At 59.7% G+C, this 23,775-nt stretch carries 28 protein-coding genes; 16 read left to right on the forward strand and 12 right to left on the reverse strand.

The features are described 5' to 3' along the window. Positions 1–14: 14 nt before the first annotated feature. Together HKD24_RS10615 and HKD24_RS10620 are read left to right on the forward strand one after the other, a co-directional pair. Positions 15–365, forward strand: coding sequence for a single-stranded DNA-binding protein (locus HKD24_RS10615; RefSeq protein ID WP_194260264.1), 351 nt, complete (start codon positions 15–17; stop codon positions 363–365). A 92-nt stretch (positions 366–457) separates the two neighbouring features. Beyond that, positions 458–679, forward strand: coding sequence for a hypothetical protein (locus tag HKD24_RS10620; RefSeq protein ID WP_194260306.1), 222 nt, complete (start codon positions 458–460; stop codon positions 677–679). 218 nt (positions 680–897) lie between these two features. Here HKD24_RS10620 and HKD24_RS10625 read toward each other — a convergent pair whose 3' ends face one another. Then, positions 898–1,176 carry a helix-turn-helix domain-containing protein gene (locus tag HKD24_RS10625; protein ID WP_010505506.1) on the reverse strand — a complete coding sequence of 93 codons (279 nt, stop codon included), beginning with the start codon at positions 1,174–1,176 and terminating at the stop codon, positions 898–900. After that, positions 1,145–1,417 carry a BrnT family toxin gene (locus tag HKD24_RS10630; RefSeq protein WP_062273639.1) on the reverse strand — a complete coding sequence of 91 codons (273 nt, stop codon included), beginning with the start codon at positions 1,415–1,417 and terminating at the stop codon, positions 1,145–1,147. The genes HKD24_RS10625 and HKD24_RS10630 overlap by 32 nt, the downstream gene beginning before the upstream one ends. Before the next feature lie 697 nt (positions 1,418–2,114). Between HKD24_RS10630 and HKD24_RS10635 the strand changes: the two genes are divergently transcribed. From HKD24_RS10635 to HKD24_RS10665, 7 genes are all read left to right on the forward strand, one after another. After that, complete coding sequence (locus tag HKD24_RS10635; RefSeq protein ID WP_194260265.1) at positions 2,115–3,095, forward strand: DUF3991 and TOPRIM domain-containing protein; 981 nt, start codon at positions 2,115–2,117, stop codon at positions 3,093–3,095. Then, positions 3,092–3,763 (forward strand): hypothetical protein, encoded by a 672-nt coding sequence (locus HKD24_RS10640; RefSeq protein ID WP_061500337.1) that lies wholly within the window; start codon positions 3,092–3,094, stop codon positions 3,761–3,763. Before HKD24_RS10635 ends, HKD24_RS10640 begins: the two co-directional genes overlap by 4 nt. Then, positions 3,760–5,808, forward strand: a complete 2,049-nt coding sequence (locus HKD24_RS10645; protein ID WP_194260266.1) for an ATP-dependent helicase — start codon at positions 3,760–3,762, stop codon at positions 5,806–5,808. Before HKD24_RS10640 ends, HKD24_RS10645 begins: the two co-directional genes overlap by 4 nt. A 281-nt stretch (positions 5,809–6,089) precedes the next feature. Then, positions 6,090–6,581, forward strand: a complete 492-nt coding sequence (locus HKD24_RS10650) for a MucR family transcriptional regulator (RefSeq protein ID WP_062273647.1) — start codon at positions 6,090–6,092, stop codon at positions 6,579–6,581. Between the two features lie 86 nt (positions 6,582–6,667). Beyond that, positions 6,668–7,039, forward strand: coding sequence for an ABC transporter substrate-binding protein (locus tag HKD24_RS10655; protein ID WP_194260267.1), 372 nt, complete (start codon positions 6,668–6,670; stop codon positions 7,037–7,039). After that, complete coding sequence (locus tag HKD24_RS10660) at positions 7,039–7,434, forward strand: hypothetical protein (protein WP_194260268.1); 396 nt, start codon at positions 7,039–7,041, stop codon at positions 7,432–7,434. Before HKD24_RS10655 ends, HKD24_RS10660 begins: the two co-directional genes overlap by 1 nt. A gap of 67 nt (positions 7,435–7,501) precedes the next feature. After that, positions 7,502–7,867 (forward strand): hypothetical protein, encoded by a 366-nt coding sequence (locus HKD24_RS10665; RefSeq protein ID WP_194260269.1) that lies wholly within the window; start codon positions 7,502–7,504, stop codon positions 7,865–7,867. An 11-nt stretch (positions 7,868–7,878) separates the two neighbouring features. Here the strand turns inward: HKD24_RS10665 and HKD24_RS10670 are convergent, their stop codons facing one another. Together HKD24_RS10670 and HKD24_RS10675 are read right to left on the reverse strand one after the other, a co-directional pair. Further along, positions 7,879–8,472: a nuclease-related domain-containing protein gene (locus tag HKD24_RS10670; RefSeq protein ID WP_194260270.1), complete on the reverse strand. Its 594-nt coding sequence runs from the start codon at positions 8,470–8,472 to the stop codon at positions 7,879–7,881. Between the two features lie 221 nt (positions 8,473–8,693). Continuing rightward, positions 8,694–9,047, reverse strand: a complete 354-nt coding sequence (locus tag HKD24_RS10675) for a hypothetical protein (protein WP_194255956.1) — start codon at positions 9,045–9,047, stop codon at positions 8,694–8,696. A 257-nt stretch (positions 9,048–9,304) separates the two neighbouring features. Here HKD24_RS10675 and HKD24_RS10680 point away from each other — a divergent pair, with 257 nt between their 5' ends. Both HKD24_RS10680 and HKD24_RS10685 read left to right on the forward strand, forming a co-directional pair. Further along, positions 9,305–10,120 (forward strand): hypothetical protein, encoded by an 816-nt coding sequence (locus HKD24_RS10680; protein ID WP_194260271.1) that lies wholly within the window; start codon positions 9,305–9,307, stop codon positions 10,118–10,120. 779 nt (positions 10,121–10,899) lie between these two features. Next, the gene (locus HKD24_RS10685) at positions 10,900–11,568 is read left to right on the forward strand and encodes a hypothetical protein (protein WP_062273658.1); all 669 of its coding nucleotides are present in this window, start codon (positions 10,900–10,902) and stop codon (positions 11,566–11,568) included. 213 nt (positions 11,569–11,781) lie between these two features. On the opposite strand, the gene HKD24_RS10690 is transcribed toward HKD24_RS10685, so the two are convergent. The 3 genes from HKD24_RS10690 to HKD24_RS15295 form a co-directional block, all read right to left on the reverse strand. Then, on the reverse strand, positions 11,782–12,129 hold the full coding sequence (locus HKD24_RS10690; RefSeq protein WP_194260272.1) for a hypothetical protein: 348 nt from the start codon (positions 12,127–12,129) through the stop codon (positions 11,782–11,784). 497 nt (positions 12,130–12,626) lie between these two features. Then, a complete protein-coding gene (locus tag HKD24_RS10695; protein ID WP_194260273.1) occupies positions 12,627–14,102 on the reverse strand; it encodes a Fic/DOC family protein in 1,476 nt (491 codons plus the stop codon). Positions 14,103–14,109: 7 nt separating this feature from the next. Continuing rightward, on the reverse strand, positions 14,110–14,325 hold the full coding sequence (locus HKD24_RS15295; RefSeq protein WP_063905511.1) for an antitoxin VbhA family protein: 216 nt from the start codon (positions 14,323–14,325) through the stop codon (positions 14,110–14,112). A gap of 126 nt (positions 14,326–14,451) precedes the next feature. On the opposite strand from HKD24_RS15295, the gene HKD24_RS15300 reads away from it, so the two are divergent. Then, on the forward strand, positions 14,452–14,730 hold the full coding sequence (locus tag HKD24_RS15300; protein WP_225198652.1) for a hypothetical protein: 279 nt from the start codon (positions 14,452–14,454) through the stop codon (positions 14,728–14,730). An 88-nt stretch (positions 14,731–14,818) separates the two neighbouring features. Here HKD24_RS15300 and HKD24_RS10705 read toward each other — a convergent pair whose 3' ends face one another. From HKD24_RS10705 to HKD24_RS10725, 5 genes are all read right to left on the reverse strand, one after another. Next, complete coding sequence (locus HKD24_RS10705; RefSeq protein ID WP_194260274.1) at positions 14,819–15,220, reverse strand: hypothetical protein; 402 nt, start codon at positions 15,218–15,220, stop codon at positions 14,819–14,821. A 19-nt stretch (positions 15,221–15,239) separates the two neighbouring features. Continuing rightward, positions 15,240–16,052, reverse strand: coding sequence for a hypothetical protein (locus HKD24_RS10710; RefSeq protein WP_064273028.1), 813 nt, complete (start codon positions 16,050–16,052; stop codon positions 15,240–15,242). Positions 16,053–16,160: 108 nt separating this feature from the next. Further along, complete coding sequence (locus tag HKD24_RS10715) at positions 16,161–16,727, reverse strand: hypothetical protein (protein WP_194260275.1); 567 nt, start codon at positions 16,725–16,727, stop codon at positions 16,161–16,163. Continuing rightward, the gene (locus HKD24_RS10720) at positions 16,727–17,569 is read right to left on the reverse strand and encodes an FAD-binding oxidoreductase (protein ID WP_194260276.1); all 843 of its coding nucleotides are present in this window, start codon (positions 17,567–17,569) and stop codon (positions 16,727–16,729) included. Before HKD24_RS10720 ends, HKD24_RS10715 begins: the two co-directional genes overlap by 1 nt. A 114-nt stretch (positions 17,570–17,683) precedes the next feature. Next, complete coding sequence (locus HKD24_RS10725) at positions 17,684–18,238, reverse strand: hypothetical protein (protein ID WP_194260277.1); 555 nt, start codon at positions 18,236–18,238, stop codon at positions 17,684–17,686. A 448-nt stretch (positions 18,239–18,686) separates the two neighbouring features. Between HKD24_RS10725 and HKD24_RS10730 the strand changes: the two genes are divergently transcribed. The 4 genes from HKD24_RS10730 (at position 18,687) to HKD24_RS15595 (ending at position 23,709) form a co-directional block, all read left to right on the forward strand. Further along, positions 18,687–19,451: a BRO-N domain-containing protein gene (locus HKD24_RS10730; RefSeq protein ID WP_194260278.1), complete on the forward strand. Its 765-nt coding sequence runs from the start codon at positions 18,687–18,689 to the stop codon at positions 19,449–19,451. Beyond that, positions 19,448–19,798 carry a hypothetical protein gene (locus HKD24_RS10735; RefSeq protein WP_194260279.1) on the forward strand — a complete coding sequence of 117 codons (351 nt, stop codon included), beginning with the start codon at positions 19,448–19,450 and terminating at the stop codon, positions 19,796–19,798. The genes HKD24_RS10730 and HKD24_RS10735 overlap by 4 nt, the downstream gene beginning before the upstream one ends. Continuing rightward, a complete protein-coding gene (gene mobF, locus HKD24_RS10740; RefSeq protein ID WP_194260280.1) occupies positions 19,795–22,971 on the forward strand; it encodes a MobF family relaxase in 3,177 nt (1,058 codons plus the stop codon). Before HKD24_RS10735 ends, mobF begins: the two co-directional genes overlap by 4 nt. Before the next feature lie 138 nt (positions 22,972–23,109). Continuing rightward, positions 23,110–23,709 carry a DUF6037 family protein gene (locus HKD24_RS15595; protein WP_407646370.1) on the forward strand — a complete coding sequence of 200 codons (600 nt, stop codon included), beginning with the start codon at positions 23,110–23,112 and terminating at the stop codon, positions 23,707–23,709. Positions 23,710–23,775: the final 66 nt, after the last annotated feature.

Below are 23,775 nucleotides of genomic sequence, written 5' to 3' on the forward strand. Positions count from 1 at the left end.
AAAAGGACAGAGCAATGGCTCAGACCCTCAGCCTTGCCATCGTCATTGGCAACCTTGGCGCGGATCCTGAGATCCGCACAGAACAGGACGGACACCGCGTGGCCCTTTTCCGTCTGGCGACGGACAGCCACCGCACCGACACACACACCGGCCGCCGCGTCCCCCAGACCGTGTGGCACAGGATTTTCTGCCACAACGATTTTCTGACAGATCTTCTGGAGCGACGCGCCCGCAAGAGCCAGCTCGTGTTCGTGCGCGGCGCTTACGAAGTCCGCCCGGGTACCGATCAGGGGCCGCCTGAACCCGAGATCGTCGTGAGCGCCCAGGACGGGGATGTGAGGATCCTCACCGACACAGGCCGCTGACGTCCTCTTTCTTCGTAACACGCACGCAAACCGGCCCTGGAGCCGGTCTTTTTATACCCGCTTCCTGACAGAGGCGGGTCTCAGGAGGTTTTATGTTCTATGCGACGCCCGCTCTCCTCACAGTCCCTCGCAGTCAGGCGCGCGCCCTGAGCGTCCGCCTTATGGCAGAGGCCGTGCTCCTGGAAGACACGGATCAGTCCCTCATGCTGCCATCGCGCCTGACGGCCGGTTTCCGCCGCAAGGCCGCGATCCTGCGCCGTCGGTCACACGAGAAGCTCCTGGACAGCCTTGATCGTCCGGAAGGTGTGGCATGAGGACGGCGACGATGAACCGCCGCGCGTATTCACGCCGTTTCTGGGAAGGAAAAACGCGGTTCTCACAGGCCGTGAGACGCACACTGGCGGAACTGGAACGACAGAAAGGGCAGACGAAGAAGGACGAAGACGGGATGGCCGACATCGAGTCTTCGAAAAAAAGGCTATCCGGCGTTTGGGGTTGATGGGCTGAATCCCCGGCTCGTTGTGAAGGTAGCTCAGGCCACTGCCTGAGCTACCATATCGGGGTGACGTCCGATGACCCGGACGTAGGCTACAGCGAAGTCGGGGGCCATCGCCCGTGCCTGTTCCCAGTCACGTAACGTGCCGACAGGGACGCGGAAACGGCTGGCAAATTCGACCTGAGACAAACCGAGATCGTTACGGGTTTTACGGATCAACCGCGCTCTTTGCCCACGCTCCATGCCTTCGGTGGATACCGCACGGTCTTCGGAATCCGCCGGATCAGCAGGCAGAATGATATGCTTTCTCTTCACCTTTGTTGCTCCTTCTCACGGAAATGAAGCGGGGCAGATCGTCCCGCCAGACAAACACACCGGTGCACAGCTTCTCGCCCACGACGCCAACCACTTTGTAGCGATCCTCCTCATCCTCGATGCGGATGGTGGGCAAGATCAGGTGATTATCGTCCTCGAAAATACGGTCGCCAAAGGCCAGAGACAGCTTGTGCTTTTTTTGGTTGGCGAGGTCTTTTGCGGGGTCAAACCTGTTATCCATGAGACGACAATACGGGATACCCGTAGTTATTGCAAAGAGAAAAATACGGGTATCCCGTAACTTTTGGCCATTTCGACAGGTCGCCATCAACCTCATATGCCGGATAGACAAAAAAAGCTGAGGCCGAGGGCTTCAGTCGCAGATGGCACGGGCAGACTGATGACACTTCTTGAAGGATCCGTTCATGCCGAACCATCAGACGTTGCCGCTTCAACCACCCCTTGCGGGGTGGCACGGAGCTGTGTTCCGACCTCGCCGTCATGCGATCAGTGTGACAGTCACGGTCCGAGGGTCTCAAGACAACCCTTCGGGCTCCAGACCGCGTCTTTCGTCAAAAGAGGGCCGCGTTCATCGCAGGACGGTGTCCCGCGCTGCCCGCAACCCGCTTTTGCCGATCCGCAGTCTTCCGGTCCTGACACCCTCGGCCCGCAACTGTCGTGTTCCTGGCAGGACGGGACGAGAAAAACGTCTCCACACAGCTCCTTTCAGCGGCAACACCGGGGGCTGCGCTGCCCCCGAAACCCCCGCAGGACGAACAAGAAAAACTGGTTTTTGGCGCGCTGGACGCAAGAACTATTTTATTCAATCAAGTAAATATATTGCACGGTATTCCGTTGTATTCAGTGGATATTGTGACGGTAATTTACTATACTTTCCAAAGATCGAAAGTAACGGACGTTCGGGAGGATTTTCCGTCATGGCTTACCAGAACTCGCCTCAGCAGATGAACGACGAACTCCAGAAGTTTCGTGACGAGATCAGTTGCATCGTTGTTCTGGAACAGGCCGGTTACAGGTTCGCCCGGTCCGAAAGTTCCGCCCGTCACATGCGCTTTCGTCGCCAGAAGGGCGAGAGCATCATCGTGACCCACGGCGGCAAGGGCTGGTGGGATCCGCACAATTCCTCTTCGATCGTCAAAGGCTCGGTCATCGACCTGGTCCGGTTCCTCAATCCGGGAATGTCCCTTGGCAACGCACGCGTTGAACTCCGTGGAATGCTGGGCCTGACGCCGAGCGGGGCCGAGTATGTGGCGGAACCGAAGGAGCGCAAGCCCGCGCGTGATCCGAAATATATGTGGAAGAACCGTCAGGCTCCCCATCCGGGGTCGGCCGCCTGGACCTATCTGACCCGTGACCGCGCCTTGCCGGAGAGCATCCTTCGTCTCGCAATTCAGCAGGGCCTCCTGCGGGAAGGCATGAAGGGCACGGCCTGGTTCGCCCATAGCAACAACGCAGGCGAGCTGACCGGCATGGAGATGCGCGGGCCGGAATATCGCGGCTTTTCCTCGGGCGGCGGTGGCAAGATGCTCTTTCGGATGAGGACTGGCGAAAAAGGGGAAACGCCCGTTCGTCTGGTCATCGGTGAGTCTGCCATCGACGTGCTGTCCTATGCGGCCATGGACCCGTTCAATTTCGAACCCAGCCTGTATGTCTCAACAGGTGGCGGCATGAGCCCCGAGGCCCTGGAGGAGTTTCGTGCTCTTCTCGGCACCATTGAGGCAGGCGGCCGTGTCATGATTGCCGTGGACTGCGATGCCCAGGGTGATCGTTACGAAGAAATCTATGCGCCCATGATCCGTGAGGCCGGGCTGAAACCTCTGCGCTACTCGCCGAGTGCCAGGGACAAGGACTGGAACGCGGTCCTGCAGCGCCGCGCCCGTCAGGACGTGGCCGCATGAAACAGAGCAAATCCCGTCTGAGCTGGCAGGCCGTCACGCTGATCCTGTGGCGGCAGGACACAGAGGCCATCAAAGTCTGGAAGCGTGCCGGGGTGGGATCCTCTGCTCCTGAGGTCTTCTGCGAGGCGCAGACGCCCGAGGGGCTGGTGCAGGGCGTCGTGATCGGCGGTGATCGCCTGAATGATGCCTGGGACCGCGACGGCGAGCTGATCGTCTTCACCCGCAAGTCCACGATCGTCCGTCTGAACGGACCTGAACTCCCAACGCTCACTTTGTCAGCCTGCCCCAAGGCTTTTGAGGACGTCATGATGTATAACGACACACGATCAACGGCCTGCCAGCATATCGACCAGATGGTTCTCAAGAGCGGCCTGACCTTCAACATGCTGGGCCACGAAAAGGCCTCTGCGATCTGGATGGATCATGCGCGCCGCCTCGGCTGTACGGATCCTGAAGCGCCGGAGATGCCGGTCCCGCATCAGCTTGTGTGGCTGGGCAGCGGCCTGAACCGCGCACTGGCCCTCGTCATTGCCGGGCGTTGGGACGGCCCTCATGAGGGCTTCAATCTCTATCATCCGCTGACCCTTTTTACTGACAGCAGCAATGTCGTGGCCGTCGAGGATCCGGTGGCGTCTGAAGTCTATCCGGTTGAGCAGGTGCCCGCATGAGCGCCTATCCCCAAACCCTCGCACCCGTACTGGATCCGCTGACCCCAGTGCAGCGTGAGGCCGCCATGGCGCTTGGGCGCGTGCTGGTCCTGGCCGGGGCCGGAACGGGAAAAACGAAGACGCTTACGGCTGGTGTGGCGTGCCGGATCCAGATGTATGGGATGCGCCCGTCACAGATCCTGTGCGTGACCTTTACCAACAAGGCTGCTCAGGAAATGCGCGAGCGCATCACGAGCGTCTTAGGCGAGGGACAGGCTCCGTTCTGGCTTGGCACCTTTCACGGCCTCGGCGCGCGGCAGCTCCGGGCGGAGCCTGAGGTGGCGCAGTTGCATCCTGGCTTTGACATCCGCGACGCAGACGATGCGACGGCGCTGATCCGCCGTCTCATGAAGGCCATGGACCCGGATACTGTGCCCGAACCGGACACAGGCAAGAAGTGTGACGTCCGGCAGGTCAAGACAATGGGCGAGCGGATCGGGCATATGAAGGAGAACCTCGTCACACCTGAGGCCGCACCGGCCTGGGTACGCGGGCTGATCGAGCGCCGCCGTGCGGCGCGTCAGATGGTCGATGTCGAAGGCTGGGAGTTTGCTGTCCGGCTCTACCAGATCTATCAGGCCACCCTGCGCGAGCAGAACGCCGCCGATTTCTCGGACCTGCTGATGTGGCCAACGCTTGCGCTGATGAACGACCGATCCTATCGTGACAGGTGGTCACAGCGCTTTACGTCCGTGATGGCCGATGAGTTTCAGGACGTGAACCGTGCACAGATGCTCTGGCTCACCTATATGTCTGAATACTCACGAGAACTCTTCGCTGTGGGCGATGATTCGCAGTCAATATATTCTTGGCGTGGGGCCAAAATTGGCTTCATCCGGAACTTCGTTCGGGAGTTTGACGGGGCCAGACTTTTCAAGCTCGAAGAGAACTTCCGCTCCACGCATCATATCCTCCAGGCCGCCAACGCCATCATCGCGCGAGACCCGGGTCGGATCCCGAAGACGCTGTTTACCCAGAAGGGCGATGGTCAGAAGATCGAGGTGCTCACCTACGATTATGCGTCAGATGAGGCCGACGCGATCGCGGCCGAGATGGGACGTCGTGCGGCAGAAGGTGTGGCCTGGCATGACATGGCGATGATCTATCGGATCAACCGTCTGTCCCGCTCTCTGGAAGAAGCGCTGCTCAAGGCGCGTATCCCCTACGAGATCATCGGCGACGTCGGGTTCTACCACCGGGCCGTGGTGAAGGACGCGCTCGCTTTCCTGATGCTGGCGGCCTGTCCGGACAGTCGCCAGTCCGATGAGGCGTTCCGGCGCGTGGCCAATGTGCCCAGGCGAGGCCTTGGCGCCAAGGCGCTTGGCCAGATAGAGCAGGAGGCGCAGGATCGCGGCCTCAGCCTGTGTGCGGCCGTCACTACGGCAACGCTTCCCTCCAAGGTGCGTGACAGCCTGCTTGCTTTCCGTGAGACGGTCTCCCGGATCGGCCAGATCCCGGACATGCGGCTTTGCGATCGCCTCGATACGCTTCTGAAAGAGACGGGCTGCTACACGATGTGGCGGGAGGCCGCGTCCGAAGAGGGGGAGACGGCCTTGCAGAACCTGTCCGAGCTGGTCGGGCTGGCCGAGGGCTTTACCCGGCTTCAGGATCTTCTGGAGCACGCAGCCCTTGCCACGGCCTCACCGAACGAGCGTGGGCGCGATCGGGTGCAGCTCATGACCATGCACCGCGCCAAGGGTCTGGAGTTTCCCCACGTTTTCCTGCCAGCCTGGGAAGAGACAGTCTTTCCGGGGATGGGCGAGCGCAATTATGAGGAGGAGCGCCGTCTGGCCTATGTGTCGCTGACCCGTGCGATGCAACAGGCCACGATCAGCAGTGTCGGCTATCGTCAGGGTGTTTCAGCGAGGCCGTCAGGCTTCATTGAGGAAATCCCAGCCGAGCATCGCGTGACGGGCTGGCTGCGCCAGCAGGGGCAATCGAAGAGAAGAGAGACAGGGGGCCGGTTCCGGCACACGGCGGCCGCTCTTGATGCCATGGGGTTTTAAGGCATGCCCGATCATCACAGTCCTGACGACAGGCCATACACCTCCCTGCGGCCCAGGACGAAGTCTGGCTGGCTTTATGACTGCGACGTGTGCGGGAAGGGGGCGGCTTTCGGGTTCATCGGACCGAAAGGCGATACGCACTACTGCTCCGAACACCGTCATCTGGGACGAGGTGTTGCCCCGGCTCCTATGCCGCGAGCGACGCGACCTCAGTGACCTGTCATGTTATCTTGCGTATAGACAGACACTCTACACAGTCAAAATTTGAAAAGGCATTTGAAATGACCACAGACGTTGAAACAGATTTCCGTCATCTAACGGCCGATATTGTCGAAAGCTACGTCAGTGCTCATGAGGTACCGGTAGAGCAGATTCCCGAGCTGATCCGGACTGTCCATGCAGCCCTGGCGTCGGCCGGTCAGCCGCCCGAGCCAGAGCCAGTCGAGCTGGTCCCGGCCGTCAATCCGAAGCGGTCTGTGTTTGAGGACCACATTATCTGTCTCGAAGACGGAAAGAAGCTGAAGCTTCTCAAACGTCATCTCAAGAGCGCGTATAACCTGACCCCGAATGAATACCGCGCCAAGTGGGGCCTGCCTTCTGACTATCCCATGACCGCGCCTGCTTACTCCCGTCACCGCACGGATCTGGCTCACAAGATCGGTCTGGGGGCTACGAAGGGCGGTCGGAGCAATCCGGCTTCCGAGCCAGAAGAACCAGAGATTCCCGTGCGTCAGATCCCGCAGAAGCGTCGCGGACGCCCTGCAAAGGTCTGAGTCTCTTTTAGGAAGTCGCAGAAGCGGTCTTTACCTTTGCGGGGTAAAGCGATCTTTTCAGATCCAATGAACCGCAAGGATCGACCGTGACCCGATATATTTCTTCTCTTGCCCTGGCAGCCGGCCTCACGGCCGCTGCCCTTTCGCCAGCTTTTGCCCTCGATCCCGCGCTCGGGAGTATGGGGCCTGTGACACCCAACCTGTCGGGCAAAGGCCATACGGCATCTGTCGCGACCGCATTTGAAGTCATTCCTGACAGTCTTCAGGATCTTCTGAACAAAAATTACCTCATCCATTCTAGCGCGGGCGAGGAAGGCAACATCCTGATCCTTCAGAAGGACAATGGCCCGGCACGATCCTACACCTGGGTGCGGTGCGAGCTGATCGGTGATCACAATGGCAATACGCGTCTGACCTTCAGTCAGCATGTGACGTCCACCTGCTGGAAGCTGAACTGATGTGCGATGTCATGCCGGTCTCAAAGACCGGACCTTTTCGTCCGCAGACCCAGCAGGTTGTGGATGCGCTGAACACGGCCTTTCCTGGCCTGTATGCGGGTGTCTGCAAGGCCGCCGATCTGCCGTCCGACGCCGATGAGGCTGAGCATGACGAGGATCTCGAAGAGGACGGACTGCTCAGCGATTTCGTCTTCCTGTCGGATGGATGGGCTGTGCGGGTCGATTACGATCCTGAAGATCCGGATCTCTGCCTGGGCCTGTCGGCTGGCAGCACGGAGGCACCTGCTGAAGGTCTGGAAGTCGATCTTGATGACGGTGAGGAAATTCCGGATGGCGTCCTGAAAGACGTCACGGACTTTATTGACGAGGAACGCCAGGCGTCGGCAAAACACTGACCTGTCTCGATAAGGGAGGCCCCTCTGTGGCTTTCCTTATCCATCTCAGCAAGGAAGGACTGGCCGCGTGACTGGTGAACCGATCTATCCCGCCCCCTGCACATATGAGAGCCTGACCGAGCAGCAGAAAGAGGCTGTTGGTCAGTTCATGTCAGAGCGTTTGAAGCAGAAAACCCGAGGTATTCTCCCGGGAACGCTGCATACGGTGGCCGAAAAAGGGCGGATTCATGCTTTCGTCTCCTGGGACGAGCATCATGTTTATGAAGTCAGCCCGATCACCAGCCTTCGCCTGGTGCTCGATCCTGATGGGCGCCCTTTGGGCTGCCCGAAAGACGGGCTTCTCTATCTCTCCGACGTTAGCGGGGAGGTGGTTGTCCAGATCCTTCCGACAACCCGGTATACAGCGGCCGCCATCGGTATTGCCGTGGAATAAGACGCTATCGCCTATCTCTTTGTGTGATGGGCGACGCGCACGATCCTCTGCCACAAGCCCATCATCAGTCCTGACGCCTCTCCGCAGTTGTGTCGCAGTTCGTCGGCGAGGGCGTTCGGGGTTCTGACACAGGCCTGAAGGGCCGGGCTGACGCTAGCGCGCCCTGTCAGGACCACGCGATTCAGGATCTCCACATCCAGACAGGCCTGTGACGTCACAGCGCGGACGGCTGCGCAATGGCCCGCATTCTGGCGAAGAGGGCTGTAGATCAGCCGGCCCCCTTCTTCTTTGCCTAAACGTTGGCGCCAGTATTCGTCATTTGGATGCCCGCTCAGATGGCCCGCATAGTGCTTGGTCTCGATGACCATGAGGGCACGGGGCAATAGGACGAGATGGTCGATCTGGGTTGTGCCTTCCCCCGAGGCTTTAGGTAGATGAACGTCGTGGAGACTGGGCTGTCCGAGTTCGTTCAGGAGGGTTCGGATCCTGTCTTCGCCTTTCGCGCCTTTGAGTTCTGCCTGAAGGCTCTTCCAGGCCGCGTGCGCGTCGTCGCTCCGCTCAACGCGCGAAGGCCCACCCCGGGGCCTCAGCCTCAGGCGAACCACTGCTGGTATTCCCGTTTGTGAGAATAAATCGTCATCCTGTTCTTCCCTGTATCTGTACTGAGGGTAAGACTAGGCGTTCGGCCTGCGACTTATACGCTGAGGGACAGTGCTCTTACGGACCGGTACCCAGAAACTCATCCAGCAGCGCCAAAGCAGAAAAAGAAGACAAAAAAAGCCGGGGCAAAGCCCGGCCTTTCTGATCCCATACGGGAGAGTGGCGTTTACTGCGGCTGACCGCTCGGCGCTTCGGCAGCAGTCCCATTCATCTGACCCGGCTTTGTGGAATGCTCCACGTCATAGGCCGTGGCCTTCTCTTCATAGGAGCCTTTGGCTCCTGGATGATCCTTGTCATAAAGCGCCGCCTTCTGACGTGCTTCCTTCCGATATTCATGTCGGACGTACATACCGGTGATGCATCCGCCCGTGGCGCCCAGAACACCATGATGGTTGGCAACATGGCCACCTACGGCGCCTGCGGCACCGTACTTGAGGCATCCACCCGGCTCTGCCTGGGCGGATGCAAGTGTTGTTCCCAGAAGTCCGGCAGCAGCGGCAATCATCAGGGAGGTTTTCATAAAAGCATCCTGTTTCTCAATAGGCTCCGGCAAGGCCGGATCGTTGAACATCCATAGAAACAGATGACGGTTACAGGAGTTGCAGGTGGGGACAGGCAGGGAAGGGGCAAGAAAAGGAAGTCCAGTCGCCACAGGCCGTCTGGCCGCCACAATGGTTCGGCCGCACGCGGCCCGCACCCTGGAGGGCGCGCCATTGTCCCGTCCAGCCGTCTGCGCCTTGCGGGAAAGCATCTGAAAAGAGAAAAAGGAAGCTTTCCGTGGCTACTCCCGTCACAACAGTCTTTACGCTCACCGGCCCGCAGGACCGTCTGCGCCAGATCGCCGAAGAGCGCGCCTACCGGACCTGTGCACCAGACCAGATGGCGTGGGAGAACGACACCACGCTGGTGATGACCCTCGAAAATGGCATCGGCACGTCCTTCCTCGGGCACGGTCACGGGCTGTCCGACGACTATCCGGACGTCAGTATCCGGGGCATGGAGTATTTCGACAGCTTCGATGATCCGGGCTTTGCCAAATGGCAGGGCGGTCAGCTCGTGTATGAAGCAGACCTCATCACCGTTTTTTCGATCCTGTTTCCAACGGATCCTTCGAGAGACTGGGCGGGCTGTAGCGCCAGCTTCTGGCACAGGTCTCAGCCTCTCCCGGCGGCCATAGCTGAGAACTGTCCGGACTTTGACCTGATGCCATTGCGGCAACTGGCAGAGCCAGCGCCCGGATGGGTCCAGACCTCGGATGGCTTCGCCACCCTTTTCCTCCGGCTGCCCTCAACACCCGATGCGCAGGATGGTCTCGGCGTGATCTTCTATCCGGGGATCGGCAGATGCACCCTGCTGACAGGTATCGACCGCTTCGGCGGCGTGGCCCTGTTTAGGCGTCAAGCTTATGGACAGATACGCGCACAGTGTCCCGAACTGCGTGCCGTCCTGCGAGAGTGCTGGAAGGCTGATGAGAAGAAGAGGCGGAAAGCGCGCCAGAAGCAGAAGGTGCTGAGGAGGAGATTGAAGAAGGCAGAGCAGGAGAGAGGGGATAATGTGTTTTCTTTCTTCGATACTGACTCGTGGGTGGTTTGAAGGGCAGAAGAAAAGAAGGATCGGGGCGGCCCTGACGGGTTCGTTCACCCTATTCCGCTAGGCTCCTGCGTCGCCAAGCTCCACCGAGCCACAGGGTCCAGCCGCCCTTGGTCGGGCGTCTGGCCCCTGCGTCTCGGCCCTTCCGGGTAACGGTTCACCCGCATCCTTTTCCGATGACGGACGGTCCTGGTGTGGGTGATCGGTTCGTGAGACGGCTCCTCAACCTCCCCGGCCAGTCCTGCGGACCGTCCGGGGAGGCACGTTCCACGACGGCGGCCTCGCATCCAGCGTTCAGTCTGACAGTCGCCGTGCCAGTCCGTAAAGCCACTGCGCGACCCTCGGCGGCAGGTGTCAGGCCCGCGTCTGCTGCAGGGCCGCACGCGACCCCGCATCAGCCGCAAACCTGCCCCCCTTGCTCAGGACGCTCCGGGCTTGACGGCCTGTCCCGTCGCCCGTCTTGGCCAGTGGCAGGATGGGCTCAGGAAAACGCCACCGTCGTTCCACTCTCGTCGCCGTCAGTGTGCTCGCCGCACGGGCAGGATGGGTCTAGGAAAACGACAGGTATTCATGAAGTAATCAAGAAATCTTTTTACTTGTCCTGCAAAAATAAATCGCGTTTTATGGCGCTTTTCCGCGCTTTTCCGCGCTTTTTCTCTTGTCATGAAAGGCCGGAAAGGCTATCTTTTACTTGTCGAGAGGGATTGGCCCTCAAGACAAAGCGCCCCGGTTAGTGCTGTAACACCAAGCCGGGACTTCGCTAGACTAGAAAGGTTCGTTTCATGTCCGACGCAGCAACCACAATCGCACCGAAGGCCCAGAACCGCAAGGCTGCAAACAAGGCCAGCCCCGCCGCCGTCCGCCGTTTCAACGAAGCCCGCGAACGCACCAAGGCCATTGCCGCTCCCACGCTGGCAGACGTCATGCGCCTTGCCCCCAACGATGACAAGATCGCCGCTATCGTTCAGCATTTCGGTTTCGAGGCTGGCGACTATGACGAGCTAATGGGGGCCGGTCTCAGCATGATCCGCGACCAGTACACGCTTCTTGAGGATGTGCTTGTCGTCACCGACTTCCGGGGCGAGCGCAATTTCAAGGCCATGGAAATGCACCTTGGCCGCATCGTGGACGGCCTGATCCGCTCTGCCTATGGGGCCGCCAATTTTTACGAGAACAAGCGCCAGCTTGCCCGCGACGAACAGAACTCTTTCAGCAACGAAAGCCGCGACGAAGACCGCCAAGGCATCGACGGCGGGGAAAACCGCGTAGATCGGGCCGTCCGTTTCGCTGCACAGCAGGCCCCCAAAGCTTACGCGCTCGCCGTCATGGCTCAGGGCGCATGTGACGCCTACCGCGAACTGATCGGGGAAGACTGGAAGCCTTACGTCAAGGACAACGCCCGCAGCCTCACCGAGAACGTCCGCGCCGCACAATGGGGGGCCGTTCTCTAACCCCCACAGGCCGGGCCAGCAGGTCCGGCCACTCACCGGGGCCGCGCTGACGGCCTCGGCTCTGCCCTCGGTCTCTTCTCCCGTCCGCCCTTTTCAATTCCCCCGTCGTTTTTTCCGGGAAGGCGGACGCGCCTCGTCGGCGCGGAGTGTTTTGCCCCCAATGCTCGCCCCCCACAGGGGGGCTGCGCCAAGGCAATCGAAGAAGCGAAGGGTTCAGATTTCTTCGATCATGGAAGAGAGTAGTTCGAGCAACCAGCCTCCGAACCCTGCCATCAAAGCCACGTCCAGAGCGCTGATCGCCTCCTTCTCGTGTCCCAGCAGGTACAATCCAAGAGACAGGACGGCGCAAAGAGCCGTAACCGGGATCGCCAGAAAAAGTGCGTACCGGGTCGAGCGCCGCAGCCAAAGCATCATCGTCGCCATGCACGCTGTAGCGATGTCGAAAAGCGCATAGGGTGTGCCAAGGAGCTTGGCGCTGTTTCGCTCACGAATAGCCGTAATTAGCCACTGGAGACCAAACAGAAAGAGGAAATACGGCCAGACCGTCGGTATGGTGAGCATCTGTTTCATGTCCTTAATCACGAAGCGGACGCCTCGGATGATGGCGTGTTTTTTGCTTCAGAAGGGCAGAATGACGCGGAAAGATGCGACTGGCAGAAAAAGGGTTCGGGGCGGCCCTGACGGGTTCGCTCACCCTATTCCGCTAGGCTCCTGCGTCGCCAAGCTCCACCGAGCCACAGGGTCCAGCCGCCCTTGGTCGGGCGTCTGGCCCCTGCGTCTCGGCCCTTCCGGGTAACGGTTCACCCGCATTCTTTTCCGATGACGGACGGTCCTGGTGTGGGTGTTCTGTTCGTGAGACGGCTCCTCAACCTCCCCGGCCAGTCCTGCGGACCGTCCGGGGAGGCACGTTCCACGACGGCGGCCTCGCATCCAGCGTTCAGTCTGACAGTCGCCGTGCCAGTCCGTAAAGCCACTGCGCGACCCTCGGCGGCAGGTGTCAGGCCCGCGTCTGCTGCAGGGCCGCACGGGCAGGATGGGTCTAGGAAAACAGGGGGCGATCAGCCGGGGCCGGGTGTTCGGGCAGACGAAAGAGACGGGTGGCCTGCCGGGTCCGTTGTGGAGGTCAGGGCGGGCTGGCCGGTCAGGGTCTGGATCAGGGCGCGGCCCGGTTCAGAGGTGGGAGTCCGGCTGGCATGGCGGGCGATGTCCCGATCCGTCCCGGACAGTTCTGTCAGGATTTCTGCTTCCCGACCGTGAGCGGCACCAAACGCAAAGGCCTTTTCCCGACTGTCGCCATAGGCTGCCATGTCCTTCTGCACCTTGCCCAGCTCGCGCGCGAAAGTGGGATTGTGGCGCAGTTCTTTTTCGATCTCTTTCCCGAGCGCGGCATGACGGCCTCCGGCCTTCATGCCGGTGAAGGCCTGTGCTGCATCGCCGCCCTCCTGGCGGATCGCGGCCTCGATGTCGCGGCAGACGAGGGAAGGCGGGGCCGACCAGAACGCATGAAGAGAGGCGGCGGCCTTGCGGCCTTCTTCCTTGGCCTGCGCCAGGAGCGCGCTTTCGCGCTTCTCTTCCGCAGGCCCGAAGACAGCCGGAATGACCGGACGCGGTACGGGTCGAAGCGTTGGAGCAGCAGAGGCCGTCAAAAAATCGGACTGCACGGTAACAGTGTATCCGCCATCCTGTCGGACGGCGTTTCGGAGATCCGCTACGGGGACCGCCACGATCCCCTCAGGCGTTTCGAACGCACCGGAAAGGCTGGTCCGGCTTTTGAAGATCCCCAAGACCGTTTCCCCAGGCGCGGCCGTGCGGATGACGAGGTCATCCAGCGGCCTTGCGGCGGGGCCAGAGCCCATGTCCTGCAGCAGCTCCTTAAGGGCACGCGCACGGGTGGGATCGGTGGCATCTGTCAGCAAGGCGGGCATAGCAGGGTGATCCGGATCCTGCGTGCCGGCGATGGACGCGGACACCATGCGGGCTCTTGTGATGACGGAGAGGTCCACGTTATGCCCGTAATGACGGCCGAGTTCCGCGATGAACGCGTCCTGCGTTCGGCCGTTGCCCTCCCTGTACGGGTGGACATAATTGAGTTCGTTTAGAACCTTTCCGGCGACGGCCGCGAACTGTTCCGGCGTGGAGTTCTTCAGGACATCCGGGTTGCGGATCGGCTTGAAGGCTTCGTTTAGCCCCATGTCGATATGGGAACCGGGCAGGAAGGTTGTTGACCCTTTCCGCATGGAGCCGATCGGTTCGACCCGTGCTCCGTCCACGACCGGCCTTTCGTGGCGCATGTGACCAGCCCACTCATAGACGTCCTGGAAGATATGCCGATGGATGGCCTTCAGGTGGTCGGCATCGAAATGCCCGGACGGCCCCAGACCCATCCGGATTTCCAGAATCCTGTGACTGGTGCGGCGGTACTCTTCGGGGTGAAGCTCGGAATGGCGGCGCAGGCCGAGACGGTTTCGCAGAACGTCCGTCTGGTCAGGATCATCCGAGACGTTCGGGTAGGTGTAACCGTGGGCAGGAGGCATCGACGCGTCAGAGGGCGGGATTCAGTCTCCGCCCCAGTTCGGCGAGGTCGATCTGTCCCGCGACGAACGACTGGCAGGCATCCTCGATAAGGGGATCATGCGTGTAGCCCTGCCGTCTCTGGGCCGCGAGGGTCCATTCGACCGCATCCTGACGGCGCGCGCGCTCTTCATCCGAAAGGGCGGAAAAAGGCGTCGGAGCGAAGAGGGTTTTGGCTGAACTCATAGGAAGAAAATAGCGGTTTTTTCCCGGAATGGCAATGTTTTCTGGGCTTCGCGGCCTCTCTGGATGCGTATTTTGAAGGAGCGATTTTTTACGCTCAGTCGCAGAACGCGACGGCAGGATGCTTTTATGACGAAGAGCCTTTCCCCTCTCGATAGCCGCCCGAAGCACCTGACCGGGCCGCGCCTGTCTCTTGCCCTGTTCCGGATCGGATGGTCCGAGCGTCAGGCCGCCGAGAAATGCGACATGCACCGCAACCAGTTCCGGCGCTGCCTGGAGGGCACGTCCTCTCTCCCGGCTGATCTGTCTTTGTGGTTACTGGATCTGGAAGCGGCCCATGTGGCCCATCCCTGTCCCCGGCAGAGAAAGGCCGATCCCATTCTCGCCGAGATCCGCAAAGCCGGGTGACATTGCCCGCGACGTGGTGGCTTCCGGTGTCTCCACGTCCAGGCTCAGGGGATACAAAAAAGGCAGCCCGGAGGCTGCCTCATTGTTATCAGTCGTGATGATAGCTGAAACCTTGTGTACCATCTGACATGAGAACCGGCTCACAGCGGGCTGTCGGGTCGGCTGCCGCTGCGTAAGGCTTGATGAGTGCCTGCTTTACCCAGCCTGACTTCATGTTCATTTGCAGCGCTGAAATATAGCCGTTTACCGGTGCCGTATCTGATTTTACGGCCAATACTTCAGCGGCTCCGCCCATGGTCTGCGCACCGTCCCGGGGCTCGCTGTAAAGCATAGGTGGATGGTTGAAATCCATCTCCTGCTCGTGGGTCAAATTCAGCATCGCACAGCTATACCCCGGCAGGGTCTTCACTACGTGGCGTGCGGCAGCCATGGCGTGAGACGATGTAAACGCCGCAACGACAAGCAAAGGGAAGTAGAGTGTCCGTTTCATGGTTGAATCCTAGCGTTTATTAAGAGTTTAGAACAGGCAATGTTGCGCCTGATCCCATCTTGTCTGCGACTGATTGCCTCCACTGACTGACCGTCTCACCTGCGGAAATGCCATTTTTTGCGAGTGCAGACGCGCTGTACGAAGGAAGTGTCTCGGCCATGGTCGCGTCCGGATTGGCCTGAGCGATGGCCCGACCCGATGATGGCCCGAAATTATAGTAACCTCTGACATCCACGGAGGTGGGGTTGCTGATCCCTTGATTTTGTAGATAGGTCGCGCCGTCCTTCAGGTACTGAGCGGCTGCTACTGCTTGTGTTGCCGGATCCTGTTGGCCTGCCGTTCCGGACGTAATGGTGCTGGCGAGGCCGGGGTTGGCCGCGAGTGCTTTGCTCATTTCTTCGCTGTAGGTTCCATTGGACATCTGGAACGCACCGGTAATCGTGTTTCCTGAGCTGTTCGCCGTATAGACATTCTGACAGCCTGATTCGACCTGACAGGTTGCGGCCAAGGCGGCCGGATTGACGCCGAGGGAAGATGCGTTGTCAGCGGCCTGATAGCCCCATGCGCGACTATAAAGTGTTTGCAGGGCGTCCGATCCATTCGAAACGGGCTGAGTGGTCTGGATGACCTTGCCGTCTCCGCCGATCTGCTGGACGGTCCCTGCTGGTACCGTGAAGTTCGGCAGGCCGACTTCCGGATAGACGACATGCGGGACTTCCGGCAGGCCGTTCGGCACTTCAATCGACTGTGCCTGGCACGAACCGCTGAGGCCAAGTCCGGCCGAGAAAGCCAGACCTGTAATCAAAAAGGATTGTTTGAAGGGCGGCGGCATTGAGCACTCCTGTGTTGGGGTGGTCAGTATCCGCCTGTAGTCTGCGACTTTGAGTATTGTCTGAACAGCGCTTGTTGGCCCGAGGTGGTGTGTCCGTTTTGGACACACCTAAATCAGGTGATCGAGGATAATTCCGAAGACGGTTCCGCCCACGATCATGGTGGCGAACCATCCGGCCCGCTTGCTGATTTCGTCCCGTCGAACACGAGTGCCTGCCATCACGATCTGCGCCTTCATGCTTTCGGCGATTTCGCCTTTAACGGTGCCAAGGACTTCCGCGACCTTCGCCTTGACGGTCTTTTCGTCAATCTTCTGGAGCTGGCGAGAGGCTGCCACGCCTTCATGAAGAGCACGCCTGACCTCAATAACCTCTTCTGTTGCCGAGCGTGTGCATTGATCCAGCAGGCTCTCGCACTTGGCAACGCACTGCTCCATGCGTGTCTCGGCCTCCTGAAACAGCGCTCTATGCGCTGCCTCCGAGTGTTCACGATCCTTGAGAAGGAGGGCCTGATGAAGATTGTTCATCTCCATCAGGATCATGAGGCCATCCAGAACCTTGGCCTCAGGTGAACGCGGCCGGAGCGTCCAACGATGCGTCTGCTCGCGCAGCGCATCCAGTGAGCTTTCAAACCTGCCCTGACAGTCAGAAATCCTCTGGGTGAGGCCGTCAGACATCACACGTCACTTTCGGCCGGAACAGGGAGGCCTTTAGGCATGTCTGGCAGGCGAGGCGCGCCTAGTTCTCGCAGGAAGATAGGGAAATCGCGGCGGTACCAGCGGTCAATCGCGAGACGGTCGAAGATCGAACTGGTCGGGAAGCCGTCCTTTTGTTCGCCCTCGGCATAGGCGCGGAATGTGAGCGTTCGGTCACAGACATCTTTCATGGGTTCGGCAGCCGGATAGAGGACGAGCTTTGCGCCGTTGTCCATGGCTTCGACAACTGCGGGATGAATGGCAACTTCTTCGAAGACATCATCCACGTCCAGGGAAGGAGGAATGAGGCCTTCGTTGAGAATGACTGCGGCGTTCCGGGGAGAGAACTTCTTGTTCGTCTGGAGGTCTTCCAGATAATCGAGATCTGCGCGTTCATGGCCGATGAGGAAAGCCACAGAGAGCGTGATGCCCATCATATCGAGGGCGCGTGTCAGTGATTCCGTGCGGATTAACTCATGCAGCGCTGTCCATCCGCCGCCGATGTCGAGAATGGCGTCATGGCGACTTTCCATGAGAGACTGGATCTTCTCTTCCAGCCATTTCCGCTGACGTTTCGTGTCACCGCCTGTGGGGCTTTTCGCATCATGGAAACTGGAAATGGAGTGCGACCGGTTCAGCAGGTCGGTGTTCCAGATCTCGGGGGTGCCGCCCTGCTCGTGGATCGTCTGAGCCAGAGCGTTGAGCAGGGTCGTTTTCCCGACCCGCTGGCGGCCAATGATCGTAAAAATAACCGGCTTGCGCTTGGGGGCTGCCTTCTGGTCGGCAGCGCTCGTAGCGGCTTTGGCGGCAATATCCTTGGTCATGGATGGTCGGCTCCTGATGAGGCAGCCCCCTCACTGTGAGGTGGGCTTCTCTTCCTCTTTCGGACGCCATAGTGCGGGGCCAGTCTGCGACTTAACCCTGCCGCGCAAAAAAAATCAGTCTGGCGTGAGCCTTCTCTTCTCTTCCTTACGTGCCCGAAGCTTTGCCCTGATGTGCTCCAGAGACTGGCGGCCCTCAGCAGAAATGTTCGTATGCGGGTCGGCGTCTCTGGAGGGCGATGGCGTTACGGCGACTGAAATGGCGGGCACCCGTGGCGTGTCGGCAGGTCGTGGCGCGACGGGTCTTTCCTCACGTTCCGCGTAATACTCTTCTACTGCGGCAGGCCGCCAGTCTGCCGGGGTTCGGCTCGGCGGTTCTGGCGTCTGATCGGGTGTGTCGTTTGCCGGTTTTCCGACTGTGATTCTCTCTCGCTCGCTCTTGAGGCGGGACCACATTTTTCTGATGGCCCCAAGTCCAACCGGAGAGAGCTCGACCTCCACACCATCTTTTCTCGCAGCTTTGGCGATCATCTCCCAGGTGGCGATCTTCGCATCGCGAAGTTCAGACACGATGTCCTGATTATTTCTCAACCACTGATAGACGGCTTTCGAATGCGGCTGAGCGGGGCGTGTCTTGTGTGCCTCCTGGATCTCTCTCAGTGCCTTGGACATGCTCACTTTCGCCCCCGCTTTGTGTCCATTTCGGACACACCTCTCACGCTGCGCCGTTTTCACGGCCTCTGGTGTATCGAACCTCTTTCGCAGGCGAGGCATCTCCGTGTCAAGTTCGAGGCGTCATAGAGGCGACTACGAGGCATCTACGAAGCGATTTCGAGGCGTTCTCGAAGCGACTACGAGGCGAGATTGAGAATTAACGAGGCAACTATGAGGCAAAGAAAAGAGCTTCTTCATAGACCATTGCACCGTTGGTGCGGACGGCTCCGCCGTGCGGGCTTGGAAGGGCGTCGGAACTAACGACGCCCTTTGCTGTCTCCAAAGCGTGCAAGGCCGTTTCTTTCAGGCATCTTAGTCGCAGAATGGCCCGGCACCATGGCAGCCGAAAGAGGAAGAGAAGCCCACCTCACAGTGAGGGGCCTGCCTCATCAGGAGCCGACCATCCATGACTAAGGACACGGATACCGAAGCGGGATTTGTCGCCGCAGAGCCAGTTCATGATGCTGCCCGTACCACCGAGTTTATGTTTCAAAACCACTGTTTGGAGGGCGTGGTTCACGAAGGTAAACTCTGGCTCCGGGCGAGCCAGGTTTGCATGGTACTGGGGCTCTCGAATTCACGCGATGCAATGCTGCGGCTGGATGATGACGAGCACACTTCAATGAAGATGATGACCCATGGAGGTTTGCAGACGGTCAACGCGGTCAGCAGAAGTGGTGCCCTTCACCTCACCTTTGTTTCTCGCTGTCCTCACGCAAAGGCCTTCCGTCGATGGGTTACCGATGTGGTCTTGCCGGAAGTTTTCGAGACAGGCTCCTACCTCGGCAAAGACCGTGCTCGGGCCGGTGTTGAGGGAGCCGAGATGATGCGGCTTAGAGAGAGGCTCCGACTGCCAGGCCGGTATATGGTTCTGAACCTGCCGGGTCGGCCTCTTCACATCGAAGCGCGAGATCTGGAAGAAATCCTTGTCGAGGTTGATCAGGCCGATGTGCAGGCGTTGGTGAGTTCTGCCCAACTCGTCGGCTCCTTGTGGCGGAACTTCCGAACAGAGGACGTCATCCTGAACAAGGCCGTGACCGAAAATTCCTGCTGCCAACAGCTTGATCAGGCCATCTCTCTGAGCACTCGACTGGCGCAATGGGTCATGCAGGCGGCCAGCACCGCGCAGAAGGAGAGGGAACGGCCTGACGAAATGATCTCAGTCGCATGAGGGCTTTCTATCCTGCCCTCATGACAGATCAGACTCAGACCCCCGACCGCGCTCCCGAGACCGATGTTTCGGATCGGGAGCTTCTTCAGCACCTTCTCACCCGCTCTGACGAACAGGGCGAGGAGATCCGGTTCATCAGCGAAAAGCTGAGTATCCTGATCGAGATTCTGACGCCGTCGGAGAAGGGAGACGGCCCGACACTGGACGACATTCTTGCGCGCTTGGTCGAGCTGATGAAGGATCAGGAGCCGGTCATCAGGCGCATCGACCACACGACCGCCCGCAACAATGACCTCCTTGAAGGCCGTAAGGTTCGTCCGAAGACAGAGGACGGCCGCACGTCATGATGACCTTCCGCAAGATTTCGGCGGAGTGTAACGGCAAGTTCGTGGCCGCCTACTTTACCGAAGGGGCACCGGATCCGGAGCATGATTTCCGCACGGACACCGGCAAAGTGCCTGACGGCGACGGTCAGCGCCTTACGAACTACTACCTCGGCCGTGATGGCCGGGCCTCGTTCAATCCGGGTATGAGCCAGCAGATGGCGGACGTGCTCGGCGTGGATCGGCGGGCCATGCCCACAACCGAAACACTTGCGGCCCTGTTCGAGGGAAAGCGCGCTGACAATGGTGAGCAATGGTCTCAGGCGAAGCGAAAGATCAGCGCCTATGATCTGACCATGGCCCCGCATAAATCGGTCACACTGGCTGCCGAGTTCGCGCCAACACAGGCCGAAGGGGCCGCAATCTGGAACGCTGTTCAGCGGGCCAATGACGCGACCATGCAGTATGTGGCCCGCGAGTTGGGCTTTGCCCGACGCGGTCACGGTGGGGAAGACGGAGAAGAAGCCGGGGAGGTCGCCTGGACGTCCTACCGTCACCGCACGTCTCGCCCGACCCTGACCCTGCATGATGCCGAGACCGATACGACTTATCTGCGTGAGGCCCCGACCGGGGGCGATCCGCAGATGCACATCCATAACTCGCTCTACAATGTGGTTGTGACCGAGAGCGGGCATGTGGGCTCGCTGGACACAAAACGCCTGCGCTCCCGCGTGCATGAGTTCGGCGCCTTCTTCCAGGCGGAACTGGCGGATGAGCTTCGCAAGCTCGGGATCGAGCAGTCCTACGACGCCAAGGAGCAGGCGACCGTTATCTCCGCCGTTCCGCAGGAGGCCTGTGACGCTTTTTCCAGCCGCACGGCCGAGGTGACGCGATCCGCTCGGGCCTATGCCGAGAAGGAGGGGCACGACTGGAATACCATGACGGCCGAGCTGAAAAACAAGATGCTCAAGGCCGCCAGTCTGGCGCACAGGCAGAAGAAGAATGAATCCGCTGACGACGTTCAGGCCTGGCGCGAACGGGCCGCCGCGATTGGCTGGGAGCATCACAGCGTCATGGGCACGGCTGAGGCCAAGGAGGTATCTGTCGCGGACCGGCATGAGCAGGCCTATGTGTTCGCGGCCAAGCATCTCGGAAAGGAATTTGAGACGGCGGCCGTTCTCGATCACGACAAGCTGAGGATGTATGCCGCTCGCGGCCTCATTGGAGCGGGCATCCCCGGGGGCATTGAAGACATCGACCAGGTGGTCAAACTGATCGAGGACAAAGGCCTTGAGGTTAGAGGCGAACAGGTCAGCCTTGTGTCGTGCGTGAAGAATGACCGGGTCCGCGTGACGAACACGGCACAGATCCGTGTCGAGGAGACCCTTGCCAAGGAGGCCGTTCGGGCCTCGGCAGATCGCAGTGCTTCCCTCTCGGACGCCCAACTCACAGAGGCCATCGCGCGATGCGACCTCGATTTCGACAACGAACACGGCCAGTCCCAGAAGGCGGCGATCTACGCCCTGGGGAAGGCCGGAAAGATTTCGATGCTCACGGGTGTTGCCGGCTCTGGCAAGACAACGCTGCTTCAGCCGCTCGTGGACGCCTGGAGGCGGGACACCCGGTTTTCGGAGAAGGGCCGTGAGATGATCGGTCTTGCGACGGCCTGGCGTCAGGCGGATGCGCTTGGCGATGCCGGGATCCATCAGCGCTACGCCATGATGCCCTTCCTCAGCCGCCTTGAGAAAGGTGAGCAGACCGTGGACGAGAACACGGTGCTGGTCATTGACGAGGTCGGCCAGATCGCACCGCGCCAGATGCTTCAGCTTCTGGAGCTGCAACGCGCGAGCGGCTGCACCATCAAGGCCCTGGGCGATCGGGAGCAGGCTCAATCCATTGAGGCCGGTGATACTGTCGAGATCCTGCGCAGGGTTCTGGCCAAGGAGGATATGCCGGAGCTGCTGTCCACGGTCCGCCAGACAACGGCCCGCAATCGTGAGATTGCCGGACTGTTCCGTGGCGAGACACCAGATGCGGATGCACTGGACGCGCTTCGACCCAAAGGAAAGGCCGCCTATGCCAACCGGGATCAGGAAAATGCGGACGATCCGCGCAACGCCTTTCACTTTGAGGAAGTCCGCCGCGCCATCGACATGAAGCGCGAAGACGGCACCATCCGTCTGGTCGGCGGCGATCAGGACGAGGTTCTGCAAAAGATTGCCGAGCTTTATGTCACGCGCCGCGACGCTCTGGCCGCGTCCGGATCAAAGCGCGGGATCAGCATGTCGGCCCTGACCAACCAGGACGCGGCCGACCTCAGCCGCGCCGTGCGTAGGATCCTGCAGGACCGTGGCGAAATCTCCCGGGACGAAGTGACGCTGGATGCGGTCGATCAGCGCGGCGAGGCCTATGAGCTTCAGGTCGCTGCTGGCGATAGGCTGCGCCTGTTCCGGCGCACCTGGGGGGCGGTCGAAGGAAAGGGGACCACCGTTGGCAACAACGGCGATGTCGTGGAGGTTGTCTCGCACGGCAAGGACGGCCTGAAGGTGCGGATGAAGGACGGGCGGGAGGCAGACGTTGAATGGCGTCGGCTGAAGGACCACAAGACCGGCCGGATCCTGCTTGGCTTCGGCCATGCCATGACCATTGATGCGGCCCAAGGCCTCACGTCGGACGAACATATCAACGCCCTTCCGCGAGGCGTGGCGACGGCAACCGGGTTTACGTCCTACGTGGCAGAAAGCCGGGCCAAGGGCACGACCTGGACCATGATCTCAGATGGCGCGACGTTTGAGGCCGTGCGCAACGGGCGCGCGCTCGGTGATACGACGGAGATCACCAGTGATGATCTGTGGAACCATGTGGCCAAGGGCATGTCCAACAAGCCCTACAAGGCGCTTGGCATGGATCTGCCCTTCACCTCGCAGGAGGAACGGGAGAAGCACGTTCAGGAGTTGATCCGCCTTGGTAAGATGCAGGAGGAAATGGCGCAGGAAGGCCGGGACTTTGGGCGCGAGATGGCTAACCGCGTGCAAGTGCAAACAATGGAAAAAACGGCCCGACCGAGACTGAAAGATCTTGACCGTCAGATCGGGGAGCTTCTGGCAGCCAATGCTTCTGTTGCGTCTCAAGAAGAGCGCGACTTGCGCGCAAGGCGGGTAATGAAGCTTTCGGAGCATCTCTCTCCTTCCGGCTAAGCTTAGTGAACGCTTTCAAGACTGAAGAAAAAACCGCCCCAAACACTTGAAATGTTTTCACAAAGAACAAAAGTGGAACTGTAAGGGCTTGTTCCGAAGCTCAAAAACTCTGCAGTAAAGAGACGTGTCATGGTTGCGATGAATGAGCTTCGGCCCCTCCTAAATAGCATGGTTAATCAGGGCATTCAGCGATGCGTTTTTCCCTACGAGAGAAATGGTGTACGGTTCTCGGTAGTATTCACGAGAGAATCCGGAGAGAATGATAGACCCTTAGCTCTACTTTTCGGGGCTACCGGTGCAAACCCGTTTGCATTTATCTTTTACGGGGCGTTAAACCTTGAATTTAACACTTTAATAGACAGGGAAGAATATATAAGGCTTCGCAATTATCTGGGTTTAAATTATGACCCTGCTAGGCCGTTTTCTACCTCTGCCTTTTTAAGAAATTTTGCTGATAGTGGGCAGATCCCGAACGGCGCGAACCCTTTAGTAGTCCCTGAACCTCACCAAGTACCTGCACCCGCACGTTTTGTTTCGGACGCTGAGCGGCCATATTTCCATGGGTGGAGACAACTGTCAGCCGGTTATCAAGTGTCCGATCGTAATTATAGGCGCACTCTATTTTCTTTTGGATTAGCCTGCGCCGAGTATTGTAAGAAGCAGCATATCTCCTCTTGCTGGACTGCAGTAGAAAGAGATGCCCAAAGAGCTGTGGCGCCTGGAGGCTTTCCTGGTTGATGGCTTCTTGAGAAGGGCGAGGTGAATACTCGCCCAAATCCGGATGGTCTCATCATATTTGGTGTC

The organism is Gluconobacter vitians, assembly GCF_015244565.1.
Lineage (GTDB): Bacteria > Pseudomonadota > Alphaproteobacteria > Acetobacterales > Acetobacteraceae > Gluconobacter > Gluconobacter vitians.

Coding starts and splice junctions, on each gene's coding strand:
- HKD24_RS10650 (WP_062273647.1), top strand. CDS start 6,090: ATGACCACAGACGTTGAAACAGATTTCCGTCATCTAACGGCCGATATT.
- HKD24_RS10615 (WP_194260264.1), top strand. CDS start 15: ATGGCTCAGACCCTCAGCCTTGCCATCGTCATTGGCAACCTTGGCGCG.
- HKD24_RS10695 (WP_194260273.1), bottom strand. CDS start 14,102: ATGCCTCCTGCCCACGGTTACACCTACCCGAACGTCTCGGATGATCCT.
- HKD24_RS15595 (WP_407646370.1), top strand. CDS start 23,110: ATGAATGAGCTTCGGCCCCTCCTAAATAGCATGGTTAATCAGGGCATT.
- HKD24_RS10635 (WP_194260265.1), top strand. CDS start 2,115: ATGGCTTACCAGAACTCGCCTCAGCAGATGAACGACGAACTCCAGAAG.
- HKD24_RS10720 (WP_194260276.1), bottom strand. CDS start 17,569: ATGACCAAGGATATTGCCGCCAAAGCCGCTACGAGCGCTGCCGACCAG.
- HKD24_RS15300 (WP_225198652.1), top strand. CDS start 14,452: ATGACGAAGAGCCTTTCCCCTCTCGATAGCCGCCCGAAGCACCTGACC.
- HKD24_RS10660 (WP_194260268.1), top strand. CDS start 7,039: ATGTGCGATGTCATGCCGGTCTCAAAGACCGGACCTTTTCGTCCGCAG.
- HKD24_RS10630 (WP_062273639.1), bottom strand. CDS start 1,417: ATGGATAACAGGTTTGACCCCGCAAAAGACCTCGCCAACCAAAAAAAG.
- HKD24_RS10705 (WP_194260274.1), bottom strand. CDS start 15,220: ATGAAACGGACACTCTACTTCCCTTTGCTTGTCGTTGCGGCGTTTACA.
- HKD24_RS10710 (WP_064273028.1), bottom strand. CDS start 16,052: ATGCCGCCGCCCTTCAAACAATCCTTTTTGATTACAGGTCTGGCTTTC.
- mobF (WP_194260280.1), top strand. CDS start 19,795: ATGATGACCTTCCGCAAGATTTCGGCGGAGTGTAACGGCAAGTTCGTG.
- HKD24_RS10685 (WP_062273658.1), top strand. CDS start 10,900: ATGTCCGACGCAGCAACCACAATCGCACCGAAGGCCCAGAACCGCAAG.
- HKD24_RS10675 (WP_194255956.1), bottom strand. CDS start 9,047: ATGAAAACCTCCCTGATGATTGCCGCTGCTGCCGGACTTCTGGGAACA.
- HKD24_RS10640 (WP_061500337.1), top strand. CDS start 3,092: ATGAAACAGAGCAAATCCCGTCTGAGCTGGCAGGCCGTCACGCTGATC.
- HKD24_RS10690 (WP_194260272.1), bottom strand. CDS start 12,129: ATGCTCACCATACCGACGGTCTGGCCGTATTTCCTCTTTCTGTTTGGT.
- HKD24_RS10725 (WP_194260277.1), bottom strand. CDS start 18,238: ATGTCCAAGGCACTGAGAGAGATCCAGGAGGCACACAAGACACGCCCC.
- HKD24_RS15295 (WP_063905511.1), bottom strand. CDS start 14,325: ATGAGTTCAGCCAAAACCCTCTTCGCTCCGACGCCTTTTTCCGCCCTT.
- HKD24_RS10730 (WP_194260278.1), top strand. CDS start 18,687: ATGACTAAGGACACGGATACCGAAGCGGGATTTGTCGCCGCAGAGCCA.
- HKD24_RS10715 (WP_194260275.1), bottom strand. CDS start 16,727: ATGTCTGACGGCCTCACCCAGAGGATTTCTGACTGTCAGGGCAGGTTT.
- HKD24_RS10645 (WP_194260266.1), top strand. CDS start 3,760: ATGAGCGCCTATCCCCAAACCCTCGCACCCGTACTGGATCCGCTGACC.
- HKD24_RS10735 (WP_194260279.1), top strand. CDS start 19,448: ATGAGGGCTTTCTATCCTGCCCTCATGACAGATCAGACTCAGACCCCC.
- HKD24_RS10620 (WP_194260306.1), top strand. CDS start 458: ATGTTCTATGCGACGCCCGCTCTCCTCACAGTCCCTCGCAGTCAGGCG.